Here is a 24,691-nt window from a genome sequence, read left to right as displayed (position 1 = left end):
CCAAAAAACCTTATAAACGCAGAAGAAACCACTCAAACCCTCGCAGAATGCCCTCCCAGAGCCTCCAAAAAGAGCAGAAATCGCTCTCAAAACAGGCAAGCAGCGCCGGCCAACGAGAGAATCGTGTAGCCAAGGAGTCACAGAAAGCAATGACCAACAGAAAGCAAAGATCAGACGACAGAAGTACAGAGCTCCTCCTGACGAAGGGGCTCTGTGTATATAGGGAACGTATATAGGGAACAGAAAAGGAGGGGCGCTCCCCCGCCGAACATCCAGTACCGAACACTCAGTACTAAACACTCAGCAGAGAAGCACCCCTCCCCATCTATATGTATCGAGAAGACTAGATCAGCTCTACAGCGCCCTGGTTTTTCTTGCCACGGCGAACCATCGCAAAACGACCGTGCAGCAAATCATCCTTAGAAATAGCTGCGTCCTCGCCCTGAACCTTCACACCATTCACCGAAGCGCCGCCCTCCTTCAGAATGCGACGAGCCTCAGAGTTAGACTTCGCAAAGCCCAGCTCAGTCAGAACAGAAATCATATCCAGACGATCCTCGGACAGCTTAGCCGAAGGAAGCTCAGCAACCACAGACTCCAAGGTAGCCTCATCCAGAGCAGCGAAATCGCCCTTACCAAACAAAGCCTCCGAAGCAGCCACAGCCTGATCAGTAGCCTCAGTACCGTGAACCAGCGAAGTCACCAGGTACGCCAGAGTCTTCTGAGCCTCACGCTTAAACGGCTCCTTCTCAACCTTCTCCGCAAACTCAGCAATCTCAGCACGAGTCAAGAACGTAAAGACCTTCAAACGATCCAGCACATCCGCATCCGCAGTGTTCAGCCAGAACTGGTAGAAAGCGTACGGCGAGCACATCTGCGGGTTCAGCCAAATAGCGTTACCCTCGCTCTTACCAAACTTAGTACCATCAGAGTTAGTAATCAGCGGAGTACCAATAGCGTGAACGCTCTTACCCTCAACCTTACGAATCAGCTCAGTACCGCTCGTCAGGTTACCCCACTGATCAGAACCACCGGTCTGCAGAGTACAACCAAAACGACGGTTCAGTTCCAAGAAGTCCAAGCCCTGCAGGATCTGGTAGGAAAACTCAGTGTACGAAATGCCCTCATCAGAATGCAGACGCTTCGCAACAATCTCCTTCTTCACCATGGTGCCCACGCGGAAATGCTTACCAACATCGCGCAGCAACTGCAGAGCAGACATCTGACCGCTCCAGTCCAAGTTATTCACCATGCGGGCAGCGTTCTCACCCTCGAAGGATAGAAAACGCTCAATCTGAGCACGCAGAGACTTAACCCACTCAGCAACAACCTCAGGTGAGTTCAGCACACGCTCAGAAGTCTGACGCGGATCACCAATCAAACCGGTGAAACCACCCACCAGACCCAGCGGCTTGTGACCAGCCAACTGCAGACGACGCATCACCAGCAGCTGCACCAAGTGACCCAGGTGCAAAGAAGCCGCAGTCGGATCATAACCCGTATAGAAAGTCAGGCTCTCCTCGCTCAGCGCCTTCTCCAGAGCAGCCTCATCAGTGCTCACGTGCACCAGGCCGCGCCACTTCAGCTCCTGCCAAATATTCTCGAAGGTATCGTCATTATGCTGCGCGTTGAGGATCTCGGCAGACATGCTTCTCCCATTCACAAGGTAACAACGCCCGAAGGCGCTCGAACAAAATATGTAACAAGCCTAGCACCGCAACAGCCCAAACACTCAGAAAAACCCAAGCGAGCGCCCAAAACGGTGCGGCGCCGGCTCAAAGAAATAACAGATAGAGGCTACACAAGCCGCAAGGCTACAGACCCGCGGGCATCCGCGAACCCACCATGTGCAGGCGCTGAGTCGGACGAGTCATCGACACGTACAAGTCGCCCACAGCACCATCAGCATCATCAATCAGCTGCTGCGGCTCAACAATCACCACAACATCAAACTCCAGGCCCTTCGCCTCCCACGGAGTCAGAACCAGCACCTGATTCTCCAACGCAGTCTGCGCAGTACCCGTACGATCAGCATGAGCACGAGCCACAGCCTGAGCAGTCTGAATATACAGGCTCGGCGGGCACACCACACCAATCAGAGCACCACCCGAATAAGCGACCTCCTCGCTGACCACGGCAACGGTCTGCTCCACAACAGACTCGGAGGCAACCTCATGAACCAGCGGAGCCCAACGTCCCTCACGCACCGCACGAGGCGCAGACACCTCATAACCAGCAGCCTGAGCAACCGACACCGCCGCCTCAGCAATCTGAGCCGGAGTACGGTAATTAATCGTCAGCTCCTCCAGCGTGAAACGCTCACCCACAAACGGCTCCAACGCCTGCGACCACGACGAAGCAGCCGCAGCAGAAGAAGCCTGAGCAATATCGCCCACAATCGTAAACGACTTCATCGGGCAACGACGCATCAGCAAACGCCACTGCATGGGTGAGAGCTCCTGAGCCTCATCCACCACAATATGGCCATACGCCCACGTACGATCAGCCGACGCCGCAGCCGCAGCAGTCATACGCTCGCCACGAACCTCATTCATCATCGCAATCTGCTCAGGAGTAATCACGCCATCAGCGCCAATATCCTCCAGCGACTGGTGAACATTCTCCAAAGCCTTCGCTGCATTCTCAATGTTCGCACGATGCTCCGCAGCTGCACGAGCCGCTGCAGCCGCACCGGTCACCTTCGAAAAATCACCCAAAAGCTCAGCAGCCTCATCCAGCAGAGGAACATCAGCCTCCGTGAAGGGGGCATCCGCCGGGCGAGCCAGCAGCTCACGCTCAGCCATCGACAACTCACGAGTCGCAGACTCCAGATAGTGCGGCTTCGAAAACAGCGAGCGCAACAGGGTCTCCGGCGACAGCGGCATCCACGCCAAGTTCAGGGCGCGGCGCACATCCATCGAGGCACGCACATCATCCTGCAAGTACGGACGCTCCACCACACGACCCGCCGCACGGTTCAGCTGATCATCCAGCTTCGCGGTCAGCTCCTTCAACAGAATCTTCACGAACGTCTCGCGAGCCTCATTATGCGGCTTGCCGGTCGAACGAGCACGAGAACGAGCCGAACGAACCATCTCCGGAGTCAGCTCAACATCAGTGCCCTCAACATTCAGACGCTGAACCTGAGCAGGCACCTTCTGACGATCCGCCACCGCACGCTTAATAACCTTCACCATGCGCAAATCGCCCTTCAACGCGGCAACCGCACGGTCCTTCTCAGGCACAGCACGCAGACCCGGATACAGGGTCGCCAGCGAAGACATCACCACGCCGGTCTCGCCCAGCGACGGAAGCACACGCTCGATGTACCACATGAACGAATTCGACGGACCAACCACCAGCACGCCAGCCTTCGACAGGCGCTCACGGTTCGTGTACAGCAGATACGCCGCACGATGCAGCGCCACAGCGGTCTTACCGGTACCGGGACCACCCTGCACCACACGTACGCCCGGAAGCTCCGAGCGGATAATCGCATCCTGCTCAGCCTGAATCGTCGCCACAATATCGCCCATGCGGCCGGTACGCTTCTTATTCAACGCCGCCAGCAGAGCGCCCTCGCCGTGGAGGGAATCCTCATCCTGCAGCATCTCCGAATCGAAGACCTCATCCTCAATATTGACGACAGTACGGCCCTCAAGCATCAGGTGACGGCGACGGCGCACACCCATCGGCTGGAAAGCAGTCGCCTGATAGAACGTACCCGCCTCCGGGGCACGCCAGTCCATCAGCAGACGCTGCTGATTGCTATCCGTAATACCAATACGGCCGATATAACGCACCGCATCAGCGCCCTCACGGTCCATATCCAGGCGGCCAAAGGTCAGACGAGAATCCACAGCATTCAGCTGCGCCAAACGATCCTCATAGTGAGTAGCAAAAGAGTCACGCTCCGAACGGTTCTGATGACCGCCCACCGCCTGATTCTTACGCACAGCAGCCAGCTTCTCAGCCGTCTCCTCACGGAGCTCATCCAGACGGGCATACACGCGAGCAACATACTCACGCTCCGCAGCCATCTGCTCAGCAAACAGCTTCTCAGCCGCCGAAGAATCAGCAGACTGCTGGGGCAAAGATTCAGATGACACGTAAGCTCCTTAAACCTATAGTGTCTCAAAGACAGGGTGCGACAGACACCCAAAAATACGGGTCACTATTTTACAGGACAGGCTCCGTAGCGCCGAAATATTACCCCCACAGAAAACCCGCCCAAGCATACACAGAAAAGTGCCCCACCGGACCAACCGGCGGGGCACCTCCACATCTATAAAACTACTTCGACGGCAGCGGATACTCAGAGACCAAGCTCAGCGTCTCAAGACGGTAACCGTCCAGCGCCTCACGACCGCCCAGGCCCTCCAGTTCCAGAAGAGCGCCGACGCCGGCGACCTTCAGGTTCGCGCGCTCCACCAGCTTCGCGGCAGCCACCAGGGTACCGCCAGTCGCCAGCAAATCATCCAGCAGAAGCACACGAGTACCCGGCGCGAAATCATTACAGTGAATCTCAATCGCCGCGCTACCGTACTCCAGCGCATACTCCTCACGGTACGTCTCACGCGGAAGCTTACCCGCCTTACGAACCGTCATCACGCCGGTACCCGTAGCGTACGCGAGCGCAGACGCCAGCAAGAAGCCACGAGCCTCAACACCAGCCACCACATCAAACTGACCCTCAAAACGGGTAGCCAGCTCATCAATGCACGCCTTGAACACCTCAGCATTAGCGAAGAGAGTGGTCACATCGTAAAAGAGGATGCCCTCGTGCGGGTAATTCGGAATCGTAGCGCAAGCAGCCGGAATCAACTGCTCAATAGGGGTTCGCGAAGCCTCAGAAGCGGGAACGCTCATGCTCTCTCTTTCGTGGATGGTTCAGCCCAGGTATAACAACCGGGAACAATAACGCGGTAGAAGCCGCCTACAAGATTCTACCCTCTTAGCCCGCGCTTGTCCTCAGAACAGCGCCACAAACCACCTGGCGGGTTCAGCCCTGCTGAATCGAAACCCGCAAGTCACGCTTGAGGATCTTACCGGTCGGGCCCAGCGGCATGCTCTCCACCATCACGTAACGGCGAGGATACTTATACGCCGCCAAACGAGTACGCGCCAAAGCATTCAACTCCGCCTGCAGCACACCCTCATCCGCACCAGGACGCGGCATCACCACGGCGACGACCTCCTCACCCACGCGCTCATCCGGCACACCCAGCACCGCTACCGACTGCACCTGCTCATGGGTGTAGAGAACATCCTCAATCTCACGCGGATACACCGAATAGCCGTTACGCAGAACCATGTCCTTAATACGATCCACAATAAAAATATTGCCCTGCTCATCAACACGAGCAACATCACCGGTCGCAAACCACTCGCCGTCAAAAACCTCAGCAGTAGCCGCCGGATTATTCCAGTAACCAGCCATCACATTCTCGCCGCGCACCCACAGCTGACCGCTCACGCCCGGCGCGCACTCGGAACCTTCCGGGCAACGCACCTGCACCTGCACGCCCGGCAGCACACGACCCACCGAGCCGAGCACCATGCCAAACTCCGCCTGATTAAACGAAACCACCGGCGAAGTCTCGCTCAAACCATAGCCCTCATACACCGGGCACTCAATCAGCGTCTTCCACGCAGCATGTACCGGGGCGGGCAACGGCGAACCACCCGAAATACCGAAACGGATGCGGCCGCGCAGCGAGCGCGCACGCTCAGGCTCAGCCTCCAGCGCCGCCGCCAACGACACGTACATGCTCGGCACCGCAGCCAGCACCGAAACCCCCGCGCCCTCAATCAGGTTCAGCGCGCCATCGGGAGTAAAACGCGGCAGCAAAGCCACCGTAGCCGACGCCGCAAACGCCGCATTCATCGACACCGTCTGACCGAACGCATGGAACAGCGGAAGACCACCAAAAATGACGTCCTCAGCGGTGAACCCAAAAACACTCACACAGCTACGAGCATTCGAGAGGATATTTGCGTGAGTCAGCGTCGCGCCCTTCGGCTTGCCCGTCGTGCCTGACGTGTACAAAATAATCGCCGCATCACTCGCTGCCACCGGGACAGGCTCCAGAACAGCAGCCGACGGAACAGCAGCCGACAGCGCGCTATCGGCAGACGCCTCAAAAGGAGCCACCGGTGAGCCCTCTCCCCCGGTGAAAATCTCGCAACGAACCGAACCGTTCTTCACCGGCACCGTCGAGGTTGCCTCCGACGCCAGACGAGTACCCGCAAAAGCAAAAAGCACCTTCGCCCCGCTATCGCGCAAATGATACTCCAGCTCAGCACCCGACAACAGCGGATTCAACGGAACACAAATCGCACCCGCAGCCACAATGCCGTAATACAACGCCGGCATCAACGCCACATTCGGCATAGACAACGCCACACGGTCACCACGCTCAACACCAAGCGCCGCCAGATGACGCTGAACCTGCGCGGCAGCAGACGCCAGCTGCGCGTAACTCACCACCTGCACATCAGCAGAGTCAGAAGCCGGAATCGCCAAAGCCGCCCTAGCCCCAGAATCAGAAGCAGCCTCCGTCAAAAGGTAGGCAATATTGTTCGCTGAATCGTGCATTTCAGACATGATAGAAAACTCTCACCACAGAAAAATCGGTATATTTAGAAAAAGAGAAGCCGAGCTAGAAGCCCGCAAGAAGAGCCCGAAGACAGCAGAAGGGCGTACCTTCAACCGTTCCCCCAAAACATCAGAAGAACAGCGCAAGATACGCCCCAACTACTACTGACCAGCAGACCAATCCAAGAAGCTCTCGGCAAGCGCAGCCCCACCATTGGGGTCACGAGTAACCACTAGGACCGTATCGTCACCTGCAATAGTTCCCATAATCGCTTCAAGACCGCCCTGATCAATAGACGAAGCCAAGAACTGTGCAGCACCCGGAGGAGTACGCAGAACCGTAATATTCGCCGAACCTTCAGCGGTAATCAGCAGCTCCGTAAACAGGGAAATCATACGGGCATCAGGTGCAGTACCGCCGCCACGACGAGCAGGGTAATTCGGCACAGCATAAATCAAGCCGGCGCCTTCATCACGGATGCGCTCAGCGCCAATTTCAACAAGATCACGGGAAAGGGTCGCCTGAGTAACCTTCATACCATCATCGGTTAGGTACTGCGCCAGTTCAGCCTGGGAGCGGATACGTCGGGTCTGCAGCAATTCAACGATGCGTGCCTGACGCGCGATCTTGGTCGAGGGGAAAGGCATAATCTCTTCTTCCTACGGTGCCAATCACGAATTCAGAACGGAGCTGCCCAACGGTGGCGCAGCGCAACATTCTTTACTACCCAAGATAATACATATGCACATAAATATGCGCACCAAATATGGATTATTCCAAGATATGAGGGAATTTTCAGGGTTTATCTCACCAGCTGTCACACAAAACGCCCCGAATGTAGCGTGTATCTACCCATTCGGGCGCATAACCTCGCAATGAATGCATGGCGTGCAAGAACATTGTGGGCTGACGCGTTGCCCCGGTCAAGAGACCATCCGGTAGGCGAGTGCGAAAAAGGAGCCTGCCTCCAGCAACACCACGTGCGCCAGAAACAGGCTCCCTCAACAAAATGTCAATCGGCCAATCCTCAAGATTCGAAAAACGCCTAGCGCTCATCCTCCACCAGACCATCCAGGTCCTCATACTCGATATCGCGCGAACGGCGGTTCAGCCACACAGCAAAACCCAGGCCCAGCAGAAGCACCAGCACCGCACCAACAATACTTGCGATACCGGCAAAACGCTCAGCATTCACGCTGTCCTCAGTGACAGGCTTCAACGTGCCCTTCTCAGCGGTGTAGACGACCTCAAGAGTGCCGCCCTTCTCCACCAACAGGCCATCCACCTCACGCGGGAACTCGGAAGGAACATCACCAGTCTGCGAACCACGGAACTCAATCGGAGCACCCGAAGTCACCTGATACTTATCCTTCAGGTTCGACACATACGTCTTATCATTCAGCGCGTCATCAGCCGGCAGGTTGCCCTTATAACGAGCCACATTACCCTTCGTAATCAGGTCAGGAGTCAAATCCTGGTAGGTGCCCTGAATGACCCAGCTCTTACCGGCATACTCGGCGTTATTATTCACCGACGCAAAAGCACGAACACCCGCAATAGCCAAAACAATGGAAAGAATAACCGCAACAGCAGCAGAAAGAACCGACAGCCAGTTCACGCCCGGACGGTCATCCAGCTCTTCCTCACTCATCGCGAAAAGAGAGGAGTTCTCTTCCTCATCGTCGTAATCCTCGTACTCCTCATACTCAGAATCCTCGTACTGGGATTCCTCAAAGTAGGTTTCTTCGACATCAGACTTCAAAAGCTCATCCTGTTCGCTCGAGTTCTCTCGATTAGCCATTACTCTCTCCCTCACTTCATCTATCTTCTAGGGTACCCATAACCGCATGAGTTCACCAATGAAAGCGCTTATCAACGCTTCATTAACCAACCCAACAGGTAAACCCACCACGCAACGCCACAAGCTACGGGGTGGGAGCCAACAACTCCCACCCCGTCAGCACTAGGCATTACACCATAGGGTTAGACCCGGTTAGACACGCGGTTCCGCACCCAGCTGCTCAACAGTCGCAGCCACAGCAGCCTCACGAGCAGCCGACGCCTCATCAGCAGTCAGCGTACGATCCGGCGCGCGGAAACGCAGAGCAAACGCCAAAGACTTCTTCGACTCATCAATACCGACACCGCGGTAATCATCAAAGACGCGGATATCCTCCAGCAGCTCGCCAGCGCCCTCACGCAGAACACGCTCCACCTCAGAAGCAGGCAGATCGCGGTCAACCAGAAGTGCCACATCCTGAGTAGCAGCCGGGAAAGTCAGCACCGGAGTAGCCTGACGCGCCTCAATACGACCAGCAAACAGCACCGAGAAATCCAACTCAAACGCGCAGGTACGCTCAGGCAGGTTCAGCTCCTGCAGCAGCTTCGGATGCAACTCACCAGCAAAACCAACACGCTCACCGGCAGCGTTCAGCACCTCAGCCACACGGCCCGGGTGGAACGCAGTATGCACACCATTACGCACCTGAATCTCAGCCGAAACAGCGTCAGCAACCAAACGCACAGCATCCAGAGCGTCACGCCAATCGAAAGCGCGCGGAGCAGCGCCCGGCATCACCTCATGCTCAGTACCTGCAAACAGGCCAGCAATGAAAGTAGGCTGCTGCGGAATACCGGCATTCAAATCAGCCAGAACCTCATCCGAAGGACGAGCACCCAGCGGCGGAATAGACTCCGAACCCAGCTGCTCACCCGGAATGAACACGTGACCCGCCTCAAAAATAGCCAGGTTCTTGAAACCACGAGACAAGTTACGCTTCAGAACCTCAACCAGGCCCGGTAGCAGCGAACGGCGCATCCAGCCCTCAGCCGAAGAAATCGGGTTCTCCAGGCGAACCGAAGGAACCTCAGTCACCGGGTTCTCAGGGGTGCTCACCCACGGAGCCGACCACAGGTTGTTCGCATCAGCCGACACGAAGGGGTACGCGAAAACCTCAGTCAGACCCGAAGCCGCCAACGCATTCAGCGCACGACGCTTACCCGCCTGCTCCGGAGTGTAACCGCGGCCCGCGGGAGCCACCGGCAGAGTCGAGGGGATGTTCTCGTAACCGTCAATACGTGCGATTTCCTCAGTCAGGTCCTCCTTCGCACGCAGGTCAGTACGCCACGACGGAACAGTCACCGCGTAACCAGACTCAGTACGCTCCACCGAGCAACCAATCTCACGCAGGCAAGACTCAATCTGCACCGGCGAGTAATCCACGCCAATACGACCAGCAGTGTAATCAGCAGGCAGATCAATCACGACCGGCTCATATCCAAGCGACACATCAGTAACACCCGGCTCAACCTGAGCACCAGCCAGCTCAACCAGCAGCTCAACCGCACGCTGAGCAGCCGCAGCCTGAATCTGCGGATCCACGCCACGCTCAAAACGCTTCGAAGACTCAGAAATCAGCTTGTGACGGCGCGCAGTACGAGCCACCGACACCTCATCAAAACGAGCAGACTCCACCAAAATACGGGTAGTCGAATCGGTCACCTCAGTCGAGGCGCCACCCATCACACCGGCAAGACCAATCACGCCGGAATCATCAGCAATGACAATATCCTCGGGGTGCAGAGTACGCTCAACACCATCCAGGGTCACCAGCTTCTCGCCAGCAGCGGCGCGACGCACCACAATCTCACCCTGAACCTTGTCAGCATCGTAGAAGTGCAGCGGCTGACCGGTCTCCAGCATCACGTAGTTCGAAATATCCACCGGCAGCGACAGCGAGCGCACACCCGCCAGACGCAGACGCGAAGACATCCACGTCGGAACCGGCGCATCCGCCTTCACGCCCGACACCTCACGCATCACGAAACGAGTGCATGCGGGGTTACCGTGAATCGGGGCGTCATCACGCAGAGAAACCGCGTGACCAGATTCGTTCGCCTCCGGGGCGCGCTCGCCGTACGCCAGCACAAAATCCTCAAAGGAAGAACCGGTAGCGTGGCACCACTCGCGAGCAATACCGCGCAGAGAGAACGCGTAACCGCGGTCCGGGGTCACGTTCACCTCAGCAGCCTGATCGTACAGGCCCAGCAGCTCCATCGCATCGGTGCCAAGCTCCGGGTCCAGGCCCAGAGTCGAAAGCACCAGGATGCCGCCGTGATCATCGCCAATACCCAGCTCACGAGTCGAAGCAATCATGCCAGCCGACTTGTGACCGTAAGTCTTACGGGCAGTAATCGCGAAACCACCGGGCAGAACAGCGCCGGGCAAGGTCACAACAACCTTGTCGCCGGGTACGAAATTGTGGGCACCACAAATAATGCCCTGAACACCGGAAGGCTCAATGCCCTTACCGGTCAGAGTCTGCTCCTGACCCTCCGGAACCACACGCACCTGGCACCAGTTCACGGTTTTGCCGTTCGAGTGGGTCTCCGGCTCCATAGAGAGCACCTGACCAACCACAATCGGGCCGGACAGCTCATCAGAGGGGCGGTGAACGTCTTCTTCTTCCAGGCCAACCTTCACCAGGGTCGCCATCAAATCTTCAGCCGAAGCATCCTCAGCTACAGGCACGAACTCGCGCAGCCATGACAGGGGTACACGCATAATTTAGATCTCCATCCCGAACTGCTCAGAGAAACGGATGTCGCCTTCAACCATGTCATGCATGTCAGCGACGTTGTTACGGAACATGAGGGTACGTTCAATACCCATACCGAAAGCGAAGCCCGAGTACTCCTCAGGATCAATACCCGCAGCACGCAGAACATTCGGGTTCACCATGCCGCAGCCACCCCACTCAATCCACTGCGGGCCGCCCTTAGCGTTCGGGTGCCACAAATCCAGCTCAGCGGAAGGCTCAGTGAACGGGAAGAAGTTCGGGCGCAGGCGAATCTTAGCGTCCTCACCGAACATGGCGCGTGCCATGTATTCCAAGGTGCCCTTCAGATCAGCCATCGTCAGGCCCTTATCCACAGCAAGGCCCTCAATCTGGTGGAAGACCGGGGTGTGGGTCGCGTCCAGCTCATCGGTGCGGTACACCTGGCCCGGGCACACAATGTACAGCGGCAAATCACGCGAAAGAAGCGAGCGCATCTGCACCGGCGACGTGTGAGTGCGCAACAGCAGGTGAGCGCTCTTCGGCTCAACGTAGAAAGTATCCTGCATTTCGCGTGCCGGGTGATCCGGCTTAATGTTCAGAGCGTCAAAGTTGTACCATTCAGACTCCAGCTCCGGGCCGTCAGCAACTTCCCAACCCATACCGACGAAAATATCAGTCAGGCGCTCCTGCATCAGAGCAATCGGGTGGCGGCCGCCCAGGGAACGGCGAGGCGAAGCAGCAGAAACATCCACAGCTTCCTCAGCCAGGATGCGAGCCTCACGCTCAGCCTCCAGCTCAGCAGTACGAGCCTCAATAGCCTCAGTCAGGGCTGCACGAGCCTGACCCATCAGCTTACCCACCGGGCCCTTGTGCTGGTTCTGAAGGTCACGCATCTGGCGGTTAGCGATGCTCATGATGCCCTTTTCCCCGAAGAAGCTCAGGCGCACCTCCTTGAGGCTGTCAAAGTCCTTAGCCTTCTCGCGAATCTCCTGGCGGGCGCGCTCACGCTCAGCCTCAAAAGCCTCACGGATAGCGTCCAAACCGTTCTCGGGGTTCTCCTCCAGAACCTGCGCAAGGCGGGCGAGAACCTGAGCCGGGCCGTTAAGACCCTCGTGTTCCTGCACGGAATCGGTCATTGTCACTCTTCTCTGCATACCACCGGCACTATACCGGCTGGCTCGTTATACACCTTAGGTAGCACCGCCTGCTCTCCCCCGGCTACCCGCACAGGGGGCGGGACAAGGGGAAGGCGACGGGCGCATATCCTATCCATTTTAGACCAGAGAAGGGAGCGTAAACAGCAGAACGCCCGGATAGTCCATCCGGGCGTTCTAGAGTATATCTTTTCAACAACAGGGTTGAAGAGGGCGCTTCTACTTCAGAGCCTGCTTCACAGCCGGGTCAAAAGAAGCACGAATCCACAGCACGTTCGCAATGAACCATGCCGCGTACAGGGGCACGAAGCCGTAGCGCTGAGCGTCAATGACATTACCAATCAGAGACATAATCGCCACGAACGCACCCAGAATTGCAAAAATCAGACCGACAGTCAGGCCCAGACGCTTGCCCTTCTGAATCGTGAAGTACACCCAGATGTACACAACAGCAGAAACAACCAGCAGACCGATACCGCCTGCAACACCGACCTCCGGCAGACCCTGCAACGGGGACAGGTTACCCGGCACAAACGAGGAAATAACACCGTGGATAAAGCAGAGCAGCGCGGAGACAATCATAATCTCCTGCAGACGCAGAATCTTCGGGTGCTTGGTCGGCGAGTGGAACAGAATTCCGCGCGGCTCAGCGCCGCCTTCCTGAATATAAATAGCTTGAGTGTCCGAGGGAACCGCGTCGGAGCGGTAGGCACCCGGATCAAACGGGGGTTGAGCAGTCATCATTGCCTCCCAATACGTATGTGATTTCTCCCTCAATACTACCCGCCTACCGATTGGTTTCCAAAGTATGCACCCGTGTCGAACCCATATATGACAAAAACCCTTCCCCAACAAAAACCCACAAAGAGACAACCCAAGCACCCCAACACCCGCAAAATAGCGGCTGCACACGCCTCAACAAGAGAAAGCAGGAGGTGACCCCACCTCCTGCTTTCAACAACACAGACACGCCGCTCAGCAACCCCAAGCAGGCGCTAGTTCCATACACCCACTAGCTGAAAAGACCCGAGCAGATGTAGTCGTTCTCATCCTTTACACCCGGCGGCACAGCAAACAGCGCACTACCGGTATGCGGCTTAGCTTCCAGCGCATCACCGGTCATATGAGGGATGCGGACCAGCGCCTCCGGGAGCTTGCTCGCAAAGCCAAAACGATCCTTACCCTCATCATCAACAAAGAAGCTACGACCCAGACCAAAGGTGAGGGTCAGGTTCGCGGCAGACAGGTCCATCGCCTCGCCGGTGTCCTTAGGAGGCGCCTCATAGGAGCGGTCCTCCCCCACCAACTCGCCCGCCTGCAACTTCGCAGCAGCGGCACTCCACTCCTTGAACAGGGACTGGATCTCGTCACGGTCGGTAGTCTTCAAGTTCAGCGCCGCAAAATACATGCGGTCCTGCACCTCCGTAGAAATGCCACTCTGATGCTTGCCGTAGAAAGAGTGGGAATCCTTCACAGCGGTCGGGGAAGCGCTCGCAGAAGTCTGCGCACTGGAATTGGAGGAGCAACCGGCGAGTGCGCCGAGCATGGGGGTTGCGTTCGCCTCCTGACCGGCGGTGCGGGTAGCCGACCAGATAAACAGGGTGGTTTCCAGGCCTTCACGGCCTACGGAAAGCGCCGCCAGCAGAACCACAGCCCAGGCGCTGGTCTGCACAGCGTCCAGCTTGCCCCTAAGCTCGGCAGAAAGCATGCGGGCGTTTTCAGCCATCCAGAAAATCATCCAGGTGACGAAGCCAACCGAAATGATGGACAGGGAACCGCCGATGGCTTCCTAAGCTTCGAAGGTGAGGGTTTGGGGGACGAAGGTTAGCAGAGCGCCAAAGCCGAGGGACAGCAGGATCTCCACACCGACGCCGGCCCACATGGGTGCCAGCAGGTGGGTGCGCTGCGTTTTGCGGATGTAGGCGAGCAGGACGCCGACAACCAGTGCCGCTTCGAGGCCTTCGCGCAGGCCGATCAAAAAGTTTCCGAGGAAGGCTCCCAAAAGTTCATCTCGGCATCACCAATTAGATAGTTTTTTCTTACCTAATAAACATACGGTGATTGGTGCAGGATTGCATCCCGGATTATGAGGCTGAGCACGCCTAAAACACGCCTAAAATCGCCTATGTCTTTACGGCGCAGGCTCTTAGACACGACCTGTCGCCATAACTTTACGCACTTTGAATAAACACCCTAATAAACACACAAGTCAGGATCACCTGGCGCATAAATCACCCTCAAAATATGAATAAAGGCGGGACTCCCCACAGGGAATCCCGCCTTCAAACAGTGTCAAAAAGATAGAGAAAATTTATCCTGTTACCGCCGCAAACTTCTCGCACAACGGCAAATTAGCCGCGCAACGAACTAACGCAGAGAACTAGCACAGAGTCTTAGCGCCACGCCACCAGGATTATGCCTCGCCAGTACCTGCATCCTGCACTTGCTGCAGAAGAGCCACAACAATCGGCAAATCCGCTGGAATCCACGGCAAACCCAGCAAATCATCGTACGCCTGCGCGTCATTCTTAGACTTCGGCAACGGCATCCACCGCAACGCGCTGTGATCTTCCAAAGTATCCGGAGTGCCCGAAAGAATCTCCGCAAAGAACACGCGCATCGCCAGACGCTCGCTCAGACGCCAGCCCTGCGGATACGCGCCGGGCACCTCAGCACCCAAACGCGCCTGCACGCCCAGCTCCTCCCTCAGCTCACGCACCAGCGCCTGCTCGCAGCTCTCCCCCGGCTCGACCTTACCGCCCGGGAACTCCCACATACCGGCAACAGTCTGCGGCTCAGAACGCTGAGCCACCAACATACGGGTCGGAGCCACCAAAGAATCAACCACGGCGGCGCCAACCACCTGAACCTCAAACGAGGGCGACACTTCACTCATTCTTTCTCTACCTTCTTCTACGCTTTAGAATCCATCATCGGATGCGCATCCTCAGCAGCGTGCTCCGCTACTTCGTTCTCGGCATCCTCAGTCTCCTCAGGCTCAGGAGCTTCCTCCACGCCTTCCTGCCACTCTTCTTCCTCATCATTCATATTCGAGGCTTCTGCTACCTCACGGCGAATATTAGTGCCGTCATTCAGCAGAATCAGAAGGCGGTTACCGTTCTTGAACTCCATGAGGAAGACATCCTCAAGCTCAACCTCAGCGGCACGCAACTGCAGGTACACCCAATCCTCGGTCTTGTGCGCATCCGCGATATCGCGAGTAACCAAGCTACCCTTCACAATCAGAGCAAAGTTCGGCACACCATCACCCTTACGGATCACACTCAACGCACCATTCGGTTCAATCTGAGCGAACTCAATTTCTTCCAGGTCATAAATACCCTGCGCACGCAGGTCAGCAATCAGGCGCATCGGGTCAAGCACCACGTCTACCTGATAGAAGCTCTTAATATCGATATCACCATCCGCAATGACCGGCACGCGCTGCTCACGCACCGCCATATGCAGAAAACGAATCTTCGTCGTCGCCATGTTCAGTAGCTGAATCATGCACAGCGTAAACACCAGGTAGACGAGGAAGTAGAACAAGCTAATCTGCTCGCTATACAGCACACCACCAATCAGACCACCGATGACAAAGTTACCGATAGTATCAATCGGGGTCTGGTGACCCGCCTGAGAACGGTGAGTCAGGCGCAGGTACACCAAAATAATGATTAAGCCGAAGAAAATCTTCAGCAAACCATCAACAACTGTCTCAACGGTCATACCAAAAAATTTCCTAGAACTAAGCCCGGAAAATATCCGGTTCCAAATAAATGATGCGTGCCGCAGGAACGGCCTGGCGAATACGCACCTCGGCAGCATCAATCTCATCAGCTACCGCACAACCAGTGTCAGCATCATGAATACGAATCTTCGCCGCCACCAGAATCTCCTCAGGACCCAAGTGTACGGTCTTAATGTGGATAATGCGCTCGCTATCGCCATCCTCAATCGCCGCACGAATCTTCGCCAAATCCTCCGGAGAAGCAGCCTCACCCAAAATCAGCGACTTCATCTCGACCGCAAGGAACACTGCAATAAAGACCAGCAACACACCAATAGCCAAAGTGCCGAACGCATCCCACAGGCCATTACCGGTTAGCAGGGTCATGCCCACACCAAAGAGCGCAAAAATCAGACCCAGCAGCGCACCCGCATCCTCCAGCAGAAGTACCGGAAGCTCCGGGTTCTTCGAAGTACGCAAGAAACGCATCCAGCTCTGCTTGCCCTTCAAATCACGCGACTCCTTCACCGCCACGCGGAACGAATTACCCTCCAGTAGGATCGAACCCACCAGAACAGCCACCGGAACCCACTGCCACTCAGTAATACCGTGCGGGTCATGCAACTTCTCATAACCCTCATACAGAGCGAACAAGCCACCCAGGGCAAAGATAATAATCGAAACAATAAACGCGTAAATATAGCGGTTACGGCCATAACCAAACGGATGTTCCTCATCAGCCTGCTTCTGCGAAGCACGACCGCCCAAAAGAAGCAGAAGCTGATTACCTGAGTCAGCCACCGAGTGAATAGCCTCCGCCAACATCGACGAAGAACGAGTCAGCCCAAAAGCCAAAAACTTCAGCACCGCAATACCCAGGTTCGCACCCAGCGCGGCAATAATCGCACCCGAACCCGAATGGCCAGAATGACCAGAAGGAGCAGACATAATTTCCCTTTCTCAGCCCTAAACTAAAACCTATGAGGCTAAAGCAGCCCACCGCTGTACCACAGCCGTGAACCGCCTAAAACCTAGCGAGAAACGCCGCGCTGAGCCATCGCCGAAGCATACAGGCACACAGCAGCAGCCGTACCCACATTCAAAGACTCAGCCGAACCATAGACAGGAACAGCCACGCGCATGGTCGCCGCTGCCTTCTCTTCAGCATTCAAGCCCTGCGCCTCATTCCCGAAAAGCCACATCGTCGGCTTAGAAAGATCAAAATTATCCTTCACGCCGGAAGGAGCACTCGCCTCCGCACCGGCACAACGAGCCGCAGTGTACTCACTCAGCTCCTGCAGATTCACCGCACCATAGCCGTCAGCAGCCAGCACAGCAGCACCCTGAGACTTCACATCCTCCGCGAAATCCTCCAGCTGCACGCCCTGAATAATCGGCACGTGGAACAGCGAACCCGCCGTAGAACGCACCGTCTTCGGGTTATACAAATCCACCGAACCCTTAGTCGTAATCACCAGGTCAGCACCGGCTGCATCAGCCACGCGAAGAATAGTGCCCGCATTACCCGGATCCTGCACACGAGACAGCACAGCAATCAGCTTCGGGTTCAACGCGCCCTCACCCCACAGCAGCGAGAACGACGCATCCACCATAAAGGAAACCGCCATAATACCCTGCGGGCTCACCGAATCAGCCATCGCCTCCAGCACCTCATCGGTCACCACACGCATAAAGACGCGGCGACCCTCCTCCGGGGTGGAAGTGCCGTACACCTGCTCCAGCAGCTCAGCAATATCCTCATGACGGTCAAAAGCCGCCTCCGTAACGTAGACAGCATCCAGAATCGGCTTCTTCAGATGCGCCTTCAACGCCTCACGTACAGCCTGCGGGCCCTCCACCAGGAACTGGCCCTTCTTCGTGCGAGCAGCGCGGGTACGCAGCTTCGCAATATCGCGCACACGATCTGCCTGCGGATTGGACATCACAACGGGGGTACTAATACGTTCAAAAAAGTTCACCCTTAAAGGGTACAGGCAAAGGCACACCCAAAAACGCAGAACAGCCACAAGCGCAATCCCCAAATACGCAGAAAGCGGCCGCCCACACTCAAAAAGTGCAGACGGCCGCTCACGACGCTTAAGCATCCTACCCCGAACCTAAATCTTCGAGATAAGAACACAACCTAGGCTAATTAAGCCTTGGGAGCCGAGGTGTCCTCGGGCAGGTTGTTCTTAGCAATCTCAACCAGTGCGTTGAAGGCAGCGGGCTCATTAACAGCCAGCTCAGCCAGCATACGGCGGTCAACCTCAACACCAGCAGCCTTCAGGCCCTGGATGAAGCGGTTGTAGGTCAGGCCCTGTGCGCGGGAAGCAGCGTTAATACGCTGAATCCACAGGCGACGGAAGTCACCCTTCTTCTTACGGCGGTGGTCGTAGCTGTAAACCAGCGAGTGAGTGACCTGCTCCTTAGCCTTACGGTACAGGCGAGAACGCTGACCGCGGTAGCCGGATGCACGATCGAGAATAGTACGGCGCTTCTTGTGCGCGTTAACCGCGCGCTTCACACGTGCCACGTGTGTCTCCTTCGTCTTATGTCCTGAACAGCTCACATATCACGCTGAACAGGAGCGAGTCTTTAATCAGTGCGCACCGCTATCGGTGCGCCAGGTGCAGAGAGTAAGCGTTGCTTACTTACCCAGCATCTTCTTGACAACCTTTGCCTGGCCGCCGGTAACAATCTGGTCAGAAGCCAGACGACGGGTCAGACGAGAGGACTTGTGCTCCAGGTAGTGGCGACGGTTCGCCTGCTGGCGCTTAACCTTGCCGCTACCGGTGAGCTTGAAGCGCTTCTTAGCACCAGAGTGGGTCTTCTGCTTCGGCATAGCTGCCGTTCTCCTTACATTCATCCCCCGCCACAACAGCGGGGTAGCTTAGTGGGGTTGAGCGATACACACATCAGCCCCAAGGACCAAAGGTGAGGCGCCCCCAACGAGGCGCCTCGGAACCGGCACCGGGTGAACCCGCAACACCCACCCAACGGTGGAGGCGCGTGCCCATCCTAAAGTGACGACCCGGTTCCCTACTCGGCGGAAGCCTGTGCCTTCAACTCGGCAGGCATAGCGTCTGCCAAAGAATTAGTTACTGGCTTCGCCTTGGTCGTGTCAATACGCTCGCGACCCTTGCGACCGCCGGCGCCCTGCTCACGGCGAGCCTCTGCCTTACCGCGAAGCGGAGCCAGAACCATCACCATGTTGCGGCCATCCTGACGGGGGCGAGACTCAACGGTGCTCACCTCAGCCAGCTCAGCCGCCAGACGCTCCAGCAGACGCACACCCATCTCGGGGCGCTGCTGCTCACGACCACGGAACTGAATCATTGCCTTGACCTTGTCACCACCGGAAAGGAAACGACGAGCGTGTCCAACCTTGGTTTCGTAGTCGTGGGTATCAATCTTCAGGCGGAAACGGATCTCCTTCAGAACGGCATTAGCCTGCTTCTTGCGGGATTCACGAGCCTTGATTGCGGCTTCGTACTTGTACTTACCGTAATCCATGAGCTTGCACACGGGCGGCTTCGCGTTCGGGGCAACCTCGACCAGGTCGAGTTCGGCGTCCTCAGCCAGACGCAGAGCGTCCTTCAGAGGGACAACGCCTACCTGCTCGCCACCGGGACCGACAAGACGGACCTCGGGAACGCGGATACGATCGTTAATGCGTGGTTCGCTAATGACTAGCTCCTGTGCTCTGTGGGTTTCCCCGTGAATACTATCCGTTGCGGGCGCTAAAAAAGCCCCCGCAGTTACACAAGCGGAGGCACAAACCAGCGTACGCCGAAAACGGCGGACGAACCCGTTCACCTCAAAACTCGCAAACAAACGCCTGCGGCGGTCAACCGGGTGGGAGGCATGCTCCACTTGCAAACTGCCTATAACCATACCGCAGAATCCCCGACAGACGCAAGGAAATAGACGCAAAACACCATAAAAATTACGGTGACTCCCCCAGAAAGTCCACAGAAGCACCCACTCTTAAGGACGCATTTACCGAAACAAACGAAATATGAGATTCTAAGACTATGAGCACTGAAAACACGAATTTCCGCTTCACCGCGGAAGAAGAAACCCCCGTACACGGCCACACCGAACTCACCGAAGAGCAGGTCGAAGCCGTCAACGAACAGCTGCGCGACATCGCAGACGTACCCGCCATCGAAATCATCAGCTCCGCAGCCATCCACATGATGAGCGCCGCAGCCGTCAAGTGTGGCCTAGCAACAGACGAAAACGCCGACGACCTCAAGGACCTCGACGAAGCACGCAAGCTCATCACCGCGCTGGCAGGCCTCGTCACCGCCGCAGCACCCGAAATCGGCTCCCAGCACGCAGCACCCCTGCGCGACGGCCTGCGCACCCTGCAGCTCGCATTCCGCGAAGCATCCCCCTTCCCGGACGAGCCCGGCAAGGGCCCCGGAGAAAAGCTCACCGGCCCGGTGTACTAAACCAGCACGTGTACTAAACCAGAACGCACACTAACCAGCTGGTCTGCATAAGCCGCAACCTGGTTTATGTCATCACGAAGCCCCGCCTCCCTCACGCTGAGGAAGACGGGGCTTCGCCACATATAAAGCCTATGCGAGCCTGTACGGATAAGAAATCTACGCGGGATAGGTAAGCGGACTAGCGCGAACCGGTAGCTTTAGCGGGAGCCAGCAGCCTCAAGAGCCTGCTCAAAACTAAAGTTGCCCACATACAGCGCCTTACCAAGCACCACGCCCTCCAAACCATAAGACACCATGGAACGTAGATTTACAAGGTCAGCCAGCGACGCCACACCACCGGACGCCACCACCCGACAAGCAGTTTGAGCCAGCACCTCATCCAGTAGCTCCGCACCGGGACCCGCCAGAGAACCGTCTTTGCTCACATCCGTGACGATATAGCGGCGCACACCCGTGCCTTCCAGCCACGCCAGTGCCTCCGCCAGGTCAGGACCCGACCAGTCGGTACCGCGAGCCACCGTCACCCAGCCCCGTTCAGGGTTATAGCGGGCATCGAGGCCAAGAGCCAGAAGATCAGAATCGGCATAACGAGCCAGAGTACCTTCAAGCCAGGAAGAATCCGCCAGAGCCGCACTGGTCACGTTCACCCGATCCGGGCTCAGGCTCAGGGCTCGCTCCAGACTCTCAGCATTACGCACACCGCCGCTGACCTGAATACGAACCGGAGCGGAGCCGCGGGCATTCTCGGCACGGACGGCAGCAACCACCTCAGCCAGAACCTCAGTATTCGTGCCGCGGCCAAATGCCAAATCAAGGTCAACCAGGTGAATCCAGCGCGCACCAGCCTTCACCCAGGTCAGAGCCGCCTCAACAGGGTCGAGGCGCTGCTCACCACCGGACAGGGTGCCGCCCACAGGGCGCACCGCGCAGCCTTCAGAAATATCAACAGCGGGCAGAAGTTCAAGAACGGGTGCAGACATTAGTTACCTCCCGCAGCAGTAGCGGAGTCGCCAGAAGACAGAGACTCAGAAGACAGGCGACCGGTCACCGCCAGGGACGCAACCCAGCGGCGCATAAACTCCGCCCCCAGCTCGCCAGAACCTACCGGACAGAACTGCACCGCCGTCAGCGGACCGTTCTCAACCGCCGCGATATAGGCGGGCTCGGTGACAGTCCAAGTCACCGCCGGAGGGGCAATATATTCAATGCTCTGATCAAAGACCCACTCAAAAACGCCGTGCTCAGATTTGAAGTGAGCCTCACCCTCAAGATTCTTGAGCAGCGCACTATCGGCGGAAGAACGCAGAGCAGAAACACCGGGCGCCAGGTCGCGGGTAGAAAGCTCCACGCTCTCACCGGGCCACTCCCCCATGCACGGCACCTGAACCTGCCCCATCTGCGGATGCTCCACCGTAACCGAATCGAAGAGGCAGCTCAACGCTGCACCGGCGACCAACACCGGACGACCGCCGGCAACACGGCGACCAATCACGCGCTCAGCGTCCTTAGCTTTCAGATCTTCATACACCTCAAGAGAGCTCGCACTGCCGGTAACCACCATGCCGTCGGCCTCACGCAGCTGCTCTGCCACAGCGGTCACGATGACCTCAGCCCCCGCATCCTGAAGAATCTTCACCAGGGCACCACGAGTTCCGGGTTCCCCCAAAACGGCAACCACAGGACGAGCGGTCTGAGCACTCTGTACAGATTCAGTTTCCTGTGCAGATTCAGTTTCGACGGATGTGGATTCAACGGGAACAGGCATCGGTGCACTCCTATTTCTTTCATAGGCTCAAGAATTCGGCTCAAGCGCTCTAGCTTGAGAGATAGAGGATTCGGAGTCAAGACATCAAGCTCATGCAGAAGCCAACCACACGCGGGTCCATGCTTAGCGCTGAGTCTGAGGAATTTCCAGACGTTGACCGGTATCAACAGAGGTGCTGGTCAACGAGTTCAACTCCATAATACGAACCACAGTATCACGGGTGTCACCTTGCGGATCCACCGCCTGAGCAATATCCCACAGGGTCTCGCCGTGCTTGACCACAACGACGCTTCGAGTCACCGAAGCGTTCTCCACGGAGGCCGAAGCCGCCGGGCCAAAGAAGCTAATAGCACCGAGCACAATCAGCGCCGCCAAAGTCAGCAGAGGCAGACCCTTCAGGAAACCGCGTACAGTGCCAAGACGATGAATAGAAGAGGGAACCGAGCGCAGAAACTCGCCGCCCTTAGCCAGAAGAATACTCTTCGTGCCAGGCGCCTGAGCCACAGAAGATGTCTGAGCAGAAGCAGCAGAGGCATAAACAGCGGGAGCGTGGGCGGGCTGAGCCACCTGCGCAGGACGGGGTGCATGAGCCGCACGAGAAGAGCGAACAGACTGCGAAGACGCAGGCACACGAGAACGCCCCTGTACAGTGCTGGCGGACACGGTGCTGGCGGACGCAGTGCGGGCGGGGTGAAGTACCACCAAACCTGTCGGAAGGTGTGCAGAAGTGCCACGAGAAGCGATAGGTACTGCAGTAGTCATTGTGGTTCCTTTCTCTCAGCTCGCCCCGAGGTTACCCCGCGGGTCTAGCAATGCCGAGCGATACCCGCTCGGAGGTCCTAGTTGAGTGATAACTATGGAGTGGTGATTGTTAGACGATAACTATTGGGTAGCTATTCTCTAGTTAGGTCAGAGCGTCGGATGCACCGGGCTGCACCGGGCCGCCCCAGCACCCTATCCCCTGCGCTCTCTCTTCGCCAGATACCCCCTAGAGCATCCGGGGTAGAACATGCGAAGAGAGGCAGAGAATTCGAATACATTCGAACACTCATTCACTCTCTCCTCCTGAAAGACTCTGAATCGAATCTTCGAATATTTTTCGAACATCCATCCGCAAATCCTAAATTTCAGGAGAGGTTCAAGAGTTTATACGAACTCTTGTTCTAAAGTTTAGCAGAAATGTACTAAAAATTTCTTCGAGTTTCGAAGAAAAAATCTAGAATATTTGTTTGAGTTTTTCGGTGCAGTGTTCTACACTGGTGTCAAGAGACGTTCCACACGCTCCTAATGAGTCCTACTCACAGCAGGTTTCTGTACCCGTTACAGTTTGGTTCTGTACCAAATGCAGGTGCTGCTGGCTGAGTTTTATAGGGCGGAGGCGCATACTCGTTGCCCGCGTATCGCTCCGGTATCGCTCCGGCACGGATAGAATTCCTCCACCCCCTGACGAGATAAGCCCCATTTCGGCAGAACCAAAAAATTTTTAGGACACCATCAGAACAAAAAATTTTTAGGACACCATCAGAAAACGTGTGAAGCACCCATCCGTGCCCCCGACCGGACTGTGTCTCAAACAGACTGCAGAGACCGGAGTACAGAATTCGGGGCACAGACCGAAGGAAAAGAAATGGCAACAGCACCCCGTCCGGCGCTGACCGCGCGCCAGCAGAAGATTCTTGACGCGATCCGCACCGAGATTGAACAAAAGGGTTACCCGCCGTCCATGCGCCAGATTGGTGACATGGTGGGTCTTGCGTCCCTATCCTCGGTCACCCACCAGCTCGGTCGCCTCGAGACCATGGGCTACATTCGCCGCGACCCCAAGCTCCCGCGCGCCATTGAGGTGCTGGATGAGAACGGCGTTGGCATGCACGGTAGCTCCTCCTCGTCCCTGCCCGAGTTGCCGAACTTCGAAGTCGGCGATGAGGACCTCGTGCCTGTTCCTCTTGTTGGACGAATTGCAGCGGGCGGTCCCATCACCGCTGAGCAGTCCGTGGAGGATGTGTTCGCCCTGCCCCGCCAGTTGGTCGGTAGCGGCAAGCTATTCATGCTCAAGGTCAAGGGCGATTCCATGATTGACGCCGCAATCTGCGACGGCGACTGGGTGGTTGTCCGCGAGCAGCACACCGCAGACAACGGCGATATTGTTGCAGCGTTGCTTGACGATGAGGCAACCGTGAAGGTGTTCCGTCAGGTCGACGGCCACACCTGGCTCATGCCGCGCAATTCCAACTACGAGCCGATTATGGGCGACCGCGCAACCGTCATGGGTAAGGTCGTCTCCGTGCTGCGCAGTCTCTAGACCGTGCTGCGCAGCCTCTAGAGACATAACGCTAAGCTCTTAGCTCTACATAAAAATCACCCCGGTGGTACGTGAATGTTCACGTATCACCGGGGTGATTTTTATATTTCCAAAACGGATACTTC

The 24,691-nt window shown here is 56.8% G+C and carries 22 protein-coding genes and 1 pseudogene; 2 read left to right on the top strand and 21 right to left on the bottom strand.

Annotated elements, in window-relative coordinates:
• Nucleotides 1–343: 343 nt before the first annotated feature.
• The 18 genes and pseudogenes from tyrS to infC all read right to left on the bottom strand — a co-directional run bounded on the left by tyrS (nt 344) and on the right by infC (nt 19,936).
• Entirely contained in the window at nt 344–1,648 is a 1,305-nt protein-coding gene (tyrS, locus tag NML54_RS08730) for a tyrosine--tRNA ligase (RefSeq protein ID WP_254757539.1), read from the bottom strand.
• Nucleotides 1,649–1,814: 166 nt separating this feature from the next.
• Nucleotides 1,815–4,109: a HelD family protein gene (locus NML54_RS08725; protein WP_254757537.1), complete on the bottom strand. Its 2,295-nt coding sequence runs from the start codon at nt 4,107–4,109 to the stop codon at nt 1,815–1,817.
• 184 nt (nt 4,110–4,293) lie between these two features.
• Entirely contained in the window at nt 4,294–4,869 is a 576-nt protein-coding gene (locus tag NML54_RS08720; RefSeq protein WP_005507865.1) for an adenine phosphoribosyltransferase, read from the bottom strand.
• A gap of 133 nt (nt 4,870–5,002) precedes the next feature.
• Complete coding sequence (locus NML54_RS08715) at nt 5,003–6,607, bottom strand: AMP-binding protein (protein WP_254757535.1); 1,605 nt, start codon at nt 6,605–6,607, stop codon at nt 5,003–5,005.
• Nucleotides 6,608–6,760: 153 nt separating this feature from the next.
• Nucleotides 6,761–7,246 (bottom strand): arginine repressor, encoded by a 486-nt coding sequence (locus tag NML54_RS08710; protein ID WP_254757533.1) that lies wholly within the window; start codon nt 7,244–7,246, stop codon nt 6,761–6,763.
• A gap of 398 nt (nt 7,247–7,644) precedes the next feature.
• A complete protein-coding gene (locus NML54_RS08705) occupies nt 7,645–8,400 on the bottom strand; it encodes a hypothetical protein (RefSeq protein ID WP_254757532.1) in 756 nt (251 codons plus the stop codon).
• Nucleotides 8,401–8,592: 192 nt separating this feature from the next.
• A complete protein-coding gene (pheT, locus tag NML54_RS08700; protein WP_254757530.1) occupies nt 8,593–11,163 on the bottom strand; it encodes a phenylalanine--tRNA ligase subunit beta in 2,571 nt (856 codons plus the stop codon).
• A gap of 3 nt (nt 11,164–11,166) precedes the next feature.
• Nucleotides 11,167–12,294 (bottom strand): phenylalanine--tRNA ligase subunit alpha, encoded by a 1,128-nt coding sequence (pheS, locus tag NML54_RS08695; RefSeq protein WP_254757529.1) that lies wholly within the window; start codon nt 12,292–12,294, stop codon nt 11,167–11,169.
• A 237-nt stretch (nt 12,295–12,531) separates the two neighbouring features.
• Nucleotides 12,532–13,053: an ABC transporter ATPase gene (locus NML54_RS08690; protein ID WP_254757527.1), complete on the bottom strand. Its 522-nt coding sequence runs from the start codon at nt 13,051–13,053 to the stop codon at nt 12,532–12,534.
• A gap of 271 nt (nt 13,054–13,324) precedes the next feature.
• Nucleotides 13,325–13,858 (bottom strand): Dyp-type peroxidase domain-containing protein, encoded by a 534-nt coding sequence (locus NML54_RS08685; protein ID WP_256500399.1) that lies wholly within the window; start codon nt 13,856–13,858, stop codon nt 13,325–13,327.
• Nucleotides 13,859–13,894: 36 nt separating this feature from the next.
• A pseudogene (locus NML54_RS08680) lies at nt 13,895–14,290 on the bottom strand (FTR1 family iron permease); the annotation flags it as partial.
• 435 nt (nt 14,291–14,725) lie between these two features.
• Nucleotides 14,726–15,208 (bottom strand): (deoxy)nucleoside triphosphate pyrophosphohydrolase, encoded by a 483-nt coding sequence (locus NML54_RS08675; RefSeq protein ID WP_256500392.1) that lies wholly within the window; start codon nt 15,206–15,208, stop codon nt 14,726–14,728.
• A 17-nt stretch (nt 15,209–15,225) separates the two neighbouring features.
• The gene (locus NML54_RS08670; protein ID WP_254757525.1) at nt 15,226–16,041 is read right to left on the bottom strand and encodes a DUF421 domain-containing protein; all 816 of its coding nucleotides are present in this window, start codon (nt 16,039–16,041) and stop codon (nt 15,226–15,228) included.
• A gap of 19 nt (nt 16,042–16,060) precedes the next feature.
• On the bottom strand, nt 16,061–16,990 hold the full coding sequence (locus NML54_RS08665; protein WP_254757524.1) for a cation diffusion facilitator family transporter: 930 nt from the start codon (nt 16,988–16,990) through the stop codon (nt 16,061–16,063).
• An 83-nt stretch (nt 16,991–17,073) separates the two neighbouring features.
• Nucleotides 17,074–17,985 carry a TrmH family RNA methyltransferase gene (locus NML54_RS08660; protein WP_254757543.1) on the bottom strand — a complete coding sequence of 304 codons (912 nt, stop codon included), beginning with the start codon at nt 17,983–17,985 and terminating at the stop codon, nt 17,074–17,076.
• Nucleotides 17,986–18,194: 209 nt separating this feature from the next.
• Nucleotides 18,195–18,575, bottom strand: coding sequence for a 50S ribosomal protein L20 (gene rplT, locus NML54_RS08655; RefSeq protein ID WP_005507127.1), 381 nt, complete (start codon nt 18,573–18,575; stop codon nt 18,195–18,197).
• A gap of 114 nt (nt 18,576–18,689) precedes the next feature.
• Nucleotides 18,690–18,884, bottom strand: coding sequence for a 50S ribosomal protein L35 (rpmI, locus tag NML54_RS08650; RefSeq protein WP_004006287.1), 195 nt, complete (start codon nt 18,882–18,884; stop codon nt 18,690–18,692).
• A 197-nt stretch (nt 18,885–19,081) separates the two neighbouring features.
• Nucleotides 19,082–19,936 carry a translation initiation factor IF-3 gene (gene infC / locus NML54_RS08645; protein WP_371925805.1) on the bottom strand — a complete coding sequence of 285 codons (855 nt, stop codon included), beginning with the start codon at nt 19,934–19,936 and terminating at the stop codon, nt 19,082–19,084.
• A 140-nt stretch (nt 19,937–20,076) separates the two neighbouring features.
• Between infC and NML54_RS08640 the strand changes: the two genes are divergently transcribed.
• On the top strand, nt 20,077–20,499 hold the full coding sequence (locus NML54_RS08640) for a DUF1844 domain-containing protein (protein WP_254757522.1): 423 nt from the start codon (nt 20,077–20,079) through the stop codon (nt 20,497–20,499).
• 197 nt (nt 20,500–20,696) lie between these two features.
• Here NML54_RS08640 and NML54_RS08635 read toward each other — a convergent pair whose 3' ends face one another.
• From NML54_RS08635 to NML54_RS08625, 3 genes are all read right to left on the bottom strand, one after another.
• Nucleotides 20,697–21,479 (bottom strand): HisA/HisF-related TIM barrel protein, encoded by a 783-nt coding sequence (locus NML54_RS08635; RefSeq protein ID WP_254757520.1) that lies wholly within the window; start codon nt 21,477–21,479, stop codon nt 20,697–20,699.
• Nucleotides 21,479–22,264: a type 1 glutamine amidotransferase family protein gene (locus NML54_RS08630; RefSeq protein ID WP_254757518.1), complete on the bottom strand. Its 786-nt coding sequence runs from the start codon at nt 22,262–22,264 to the stop codon at nt 21,479–21,481. The genes NML54_RS08635 and NML54_RS08630 overlap by 1 nt, the downstream gene beginning before the upstream one ends.
• A gap of 123 nt (nt 22,265–22,387) precedes the next feature.
• Complete coding sequence (locus NML54_RS08625; RefSeq protein WP_254757516.1) at nt 22,388–23,026, bottom strand: LysM peptidoglycan-binding domain-containing protein; 639 nt, start codon at nt 23,024–23,026, stop codon at nt 22,388–22,390.
• 865 nt (nt 23,027–23,891) lie between these two features.
• On the opposite strand from NML54_RS08625, the gene lexA reads away from it, so the two are divergent.
• Nucleotides 23,892–24,566 carry a transcriptional repressor LexA gene (gene lexA, locus NML54_RS08620; RefSeq protein ID WP_254757514.1) on the top strand — a complete coding sequence of 225 codons (675 nt, stop codon included), beginning with the start codon at nt 23,892–23,894 and terminating at the stop codon, nt 24,564–24,566.
• Nucleotides 24,567–24,691: the final 125 nt, after the last annotated feature.

It is taken from the genome of Rothia gullae (genome assembly GCF_024294905.1).
Lineage (GTDB): Bacteria > Actinomycetota > Actinomycetes > Actinomycetales > Micrococcaceae > Rothia.
This window is presented reverse-complemented; position numbering and strand designations above follow the sequence as displayed.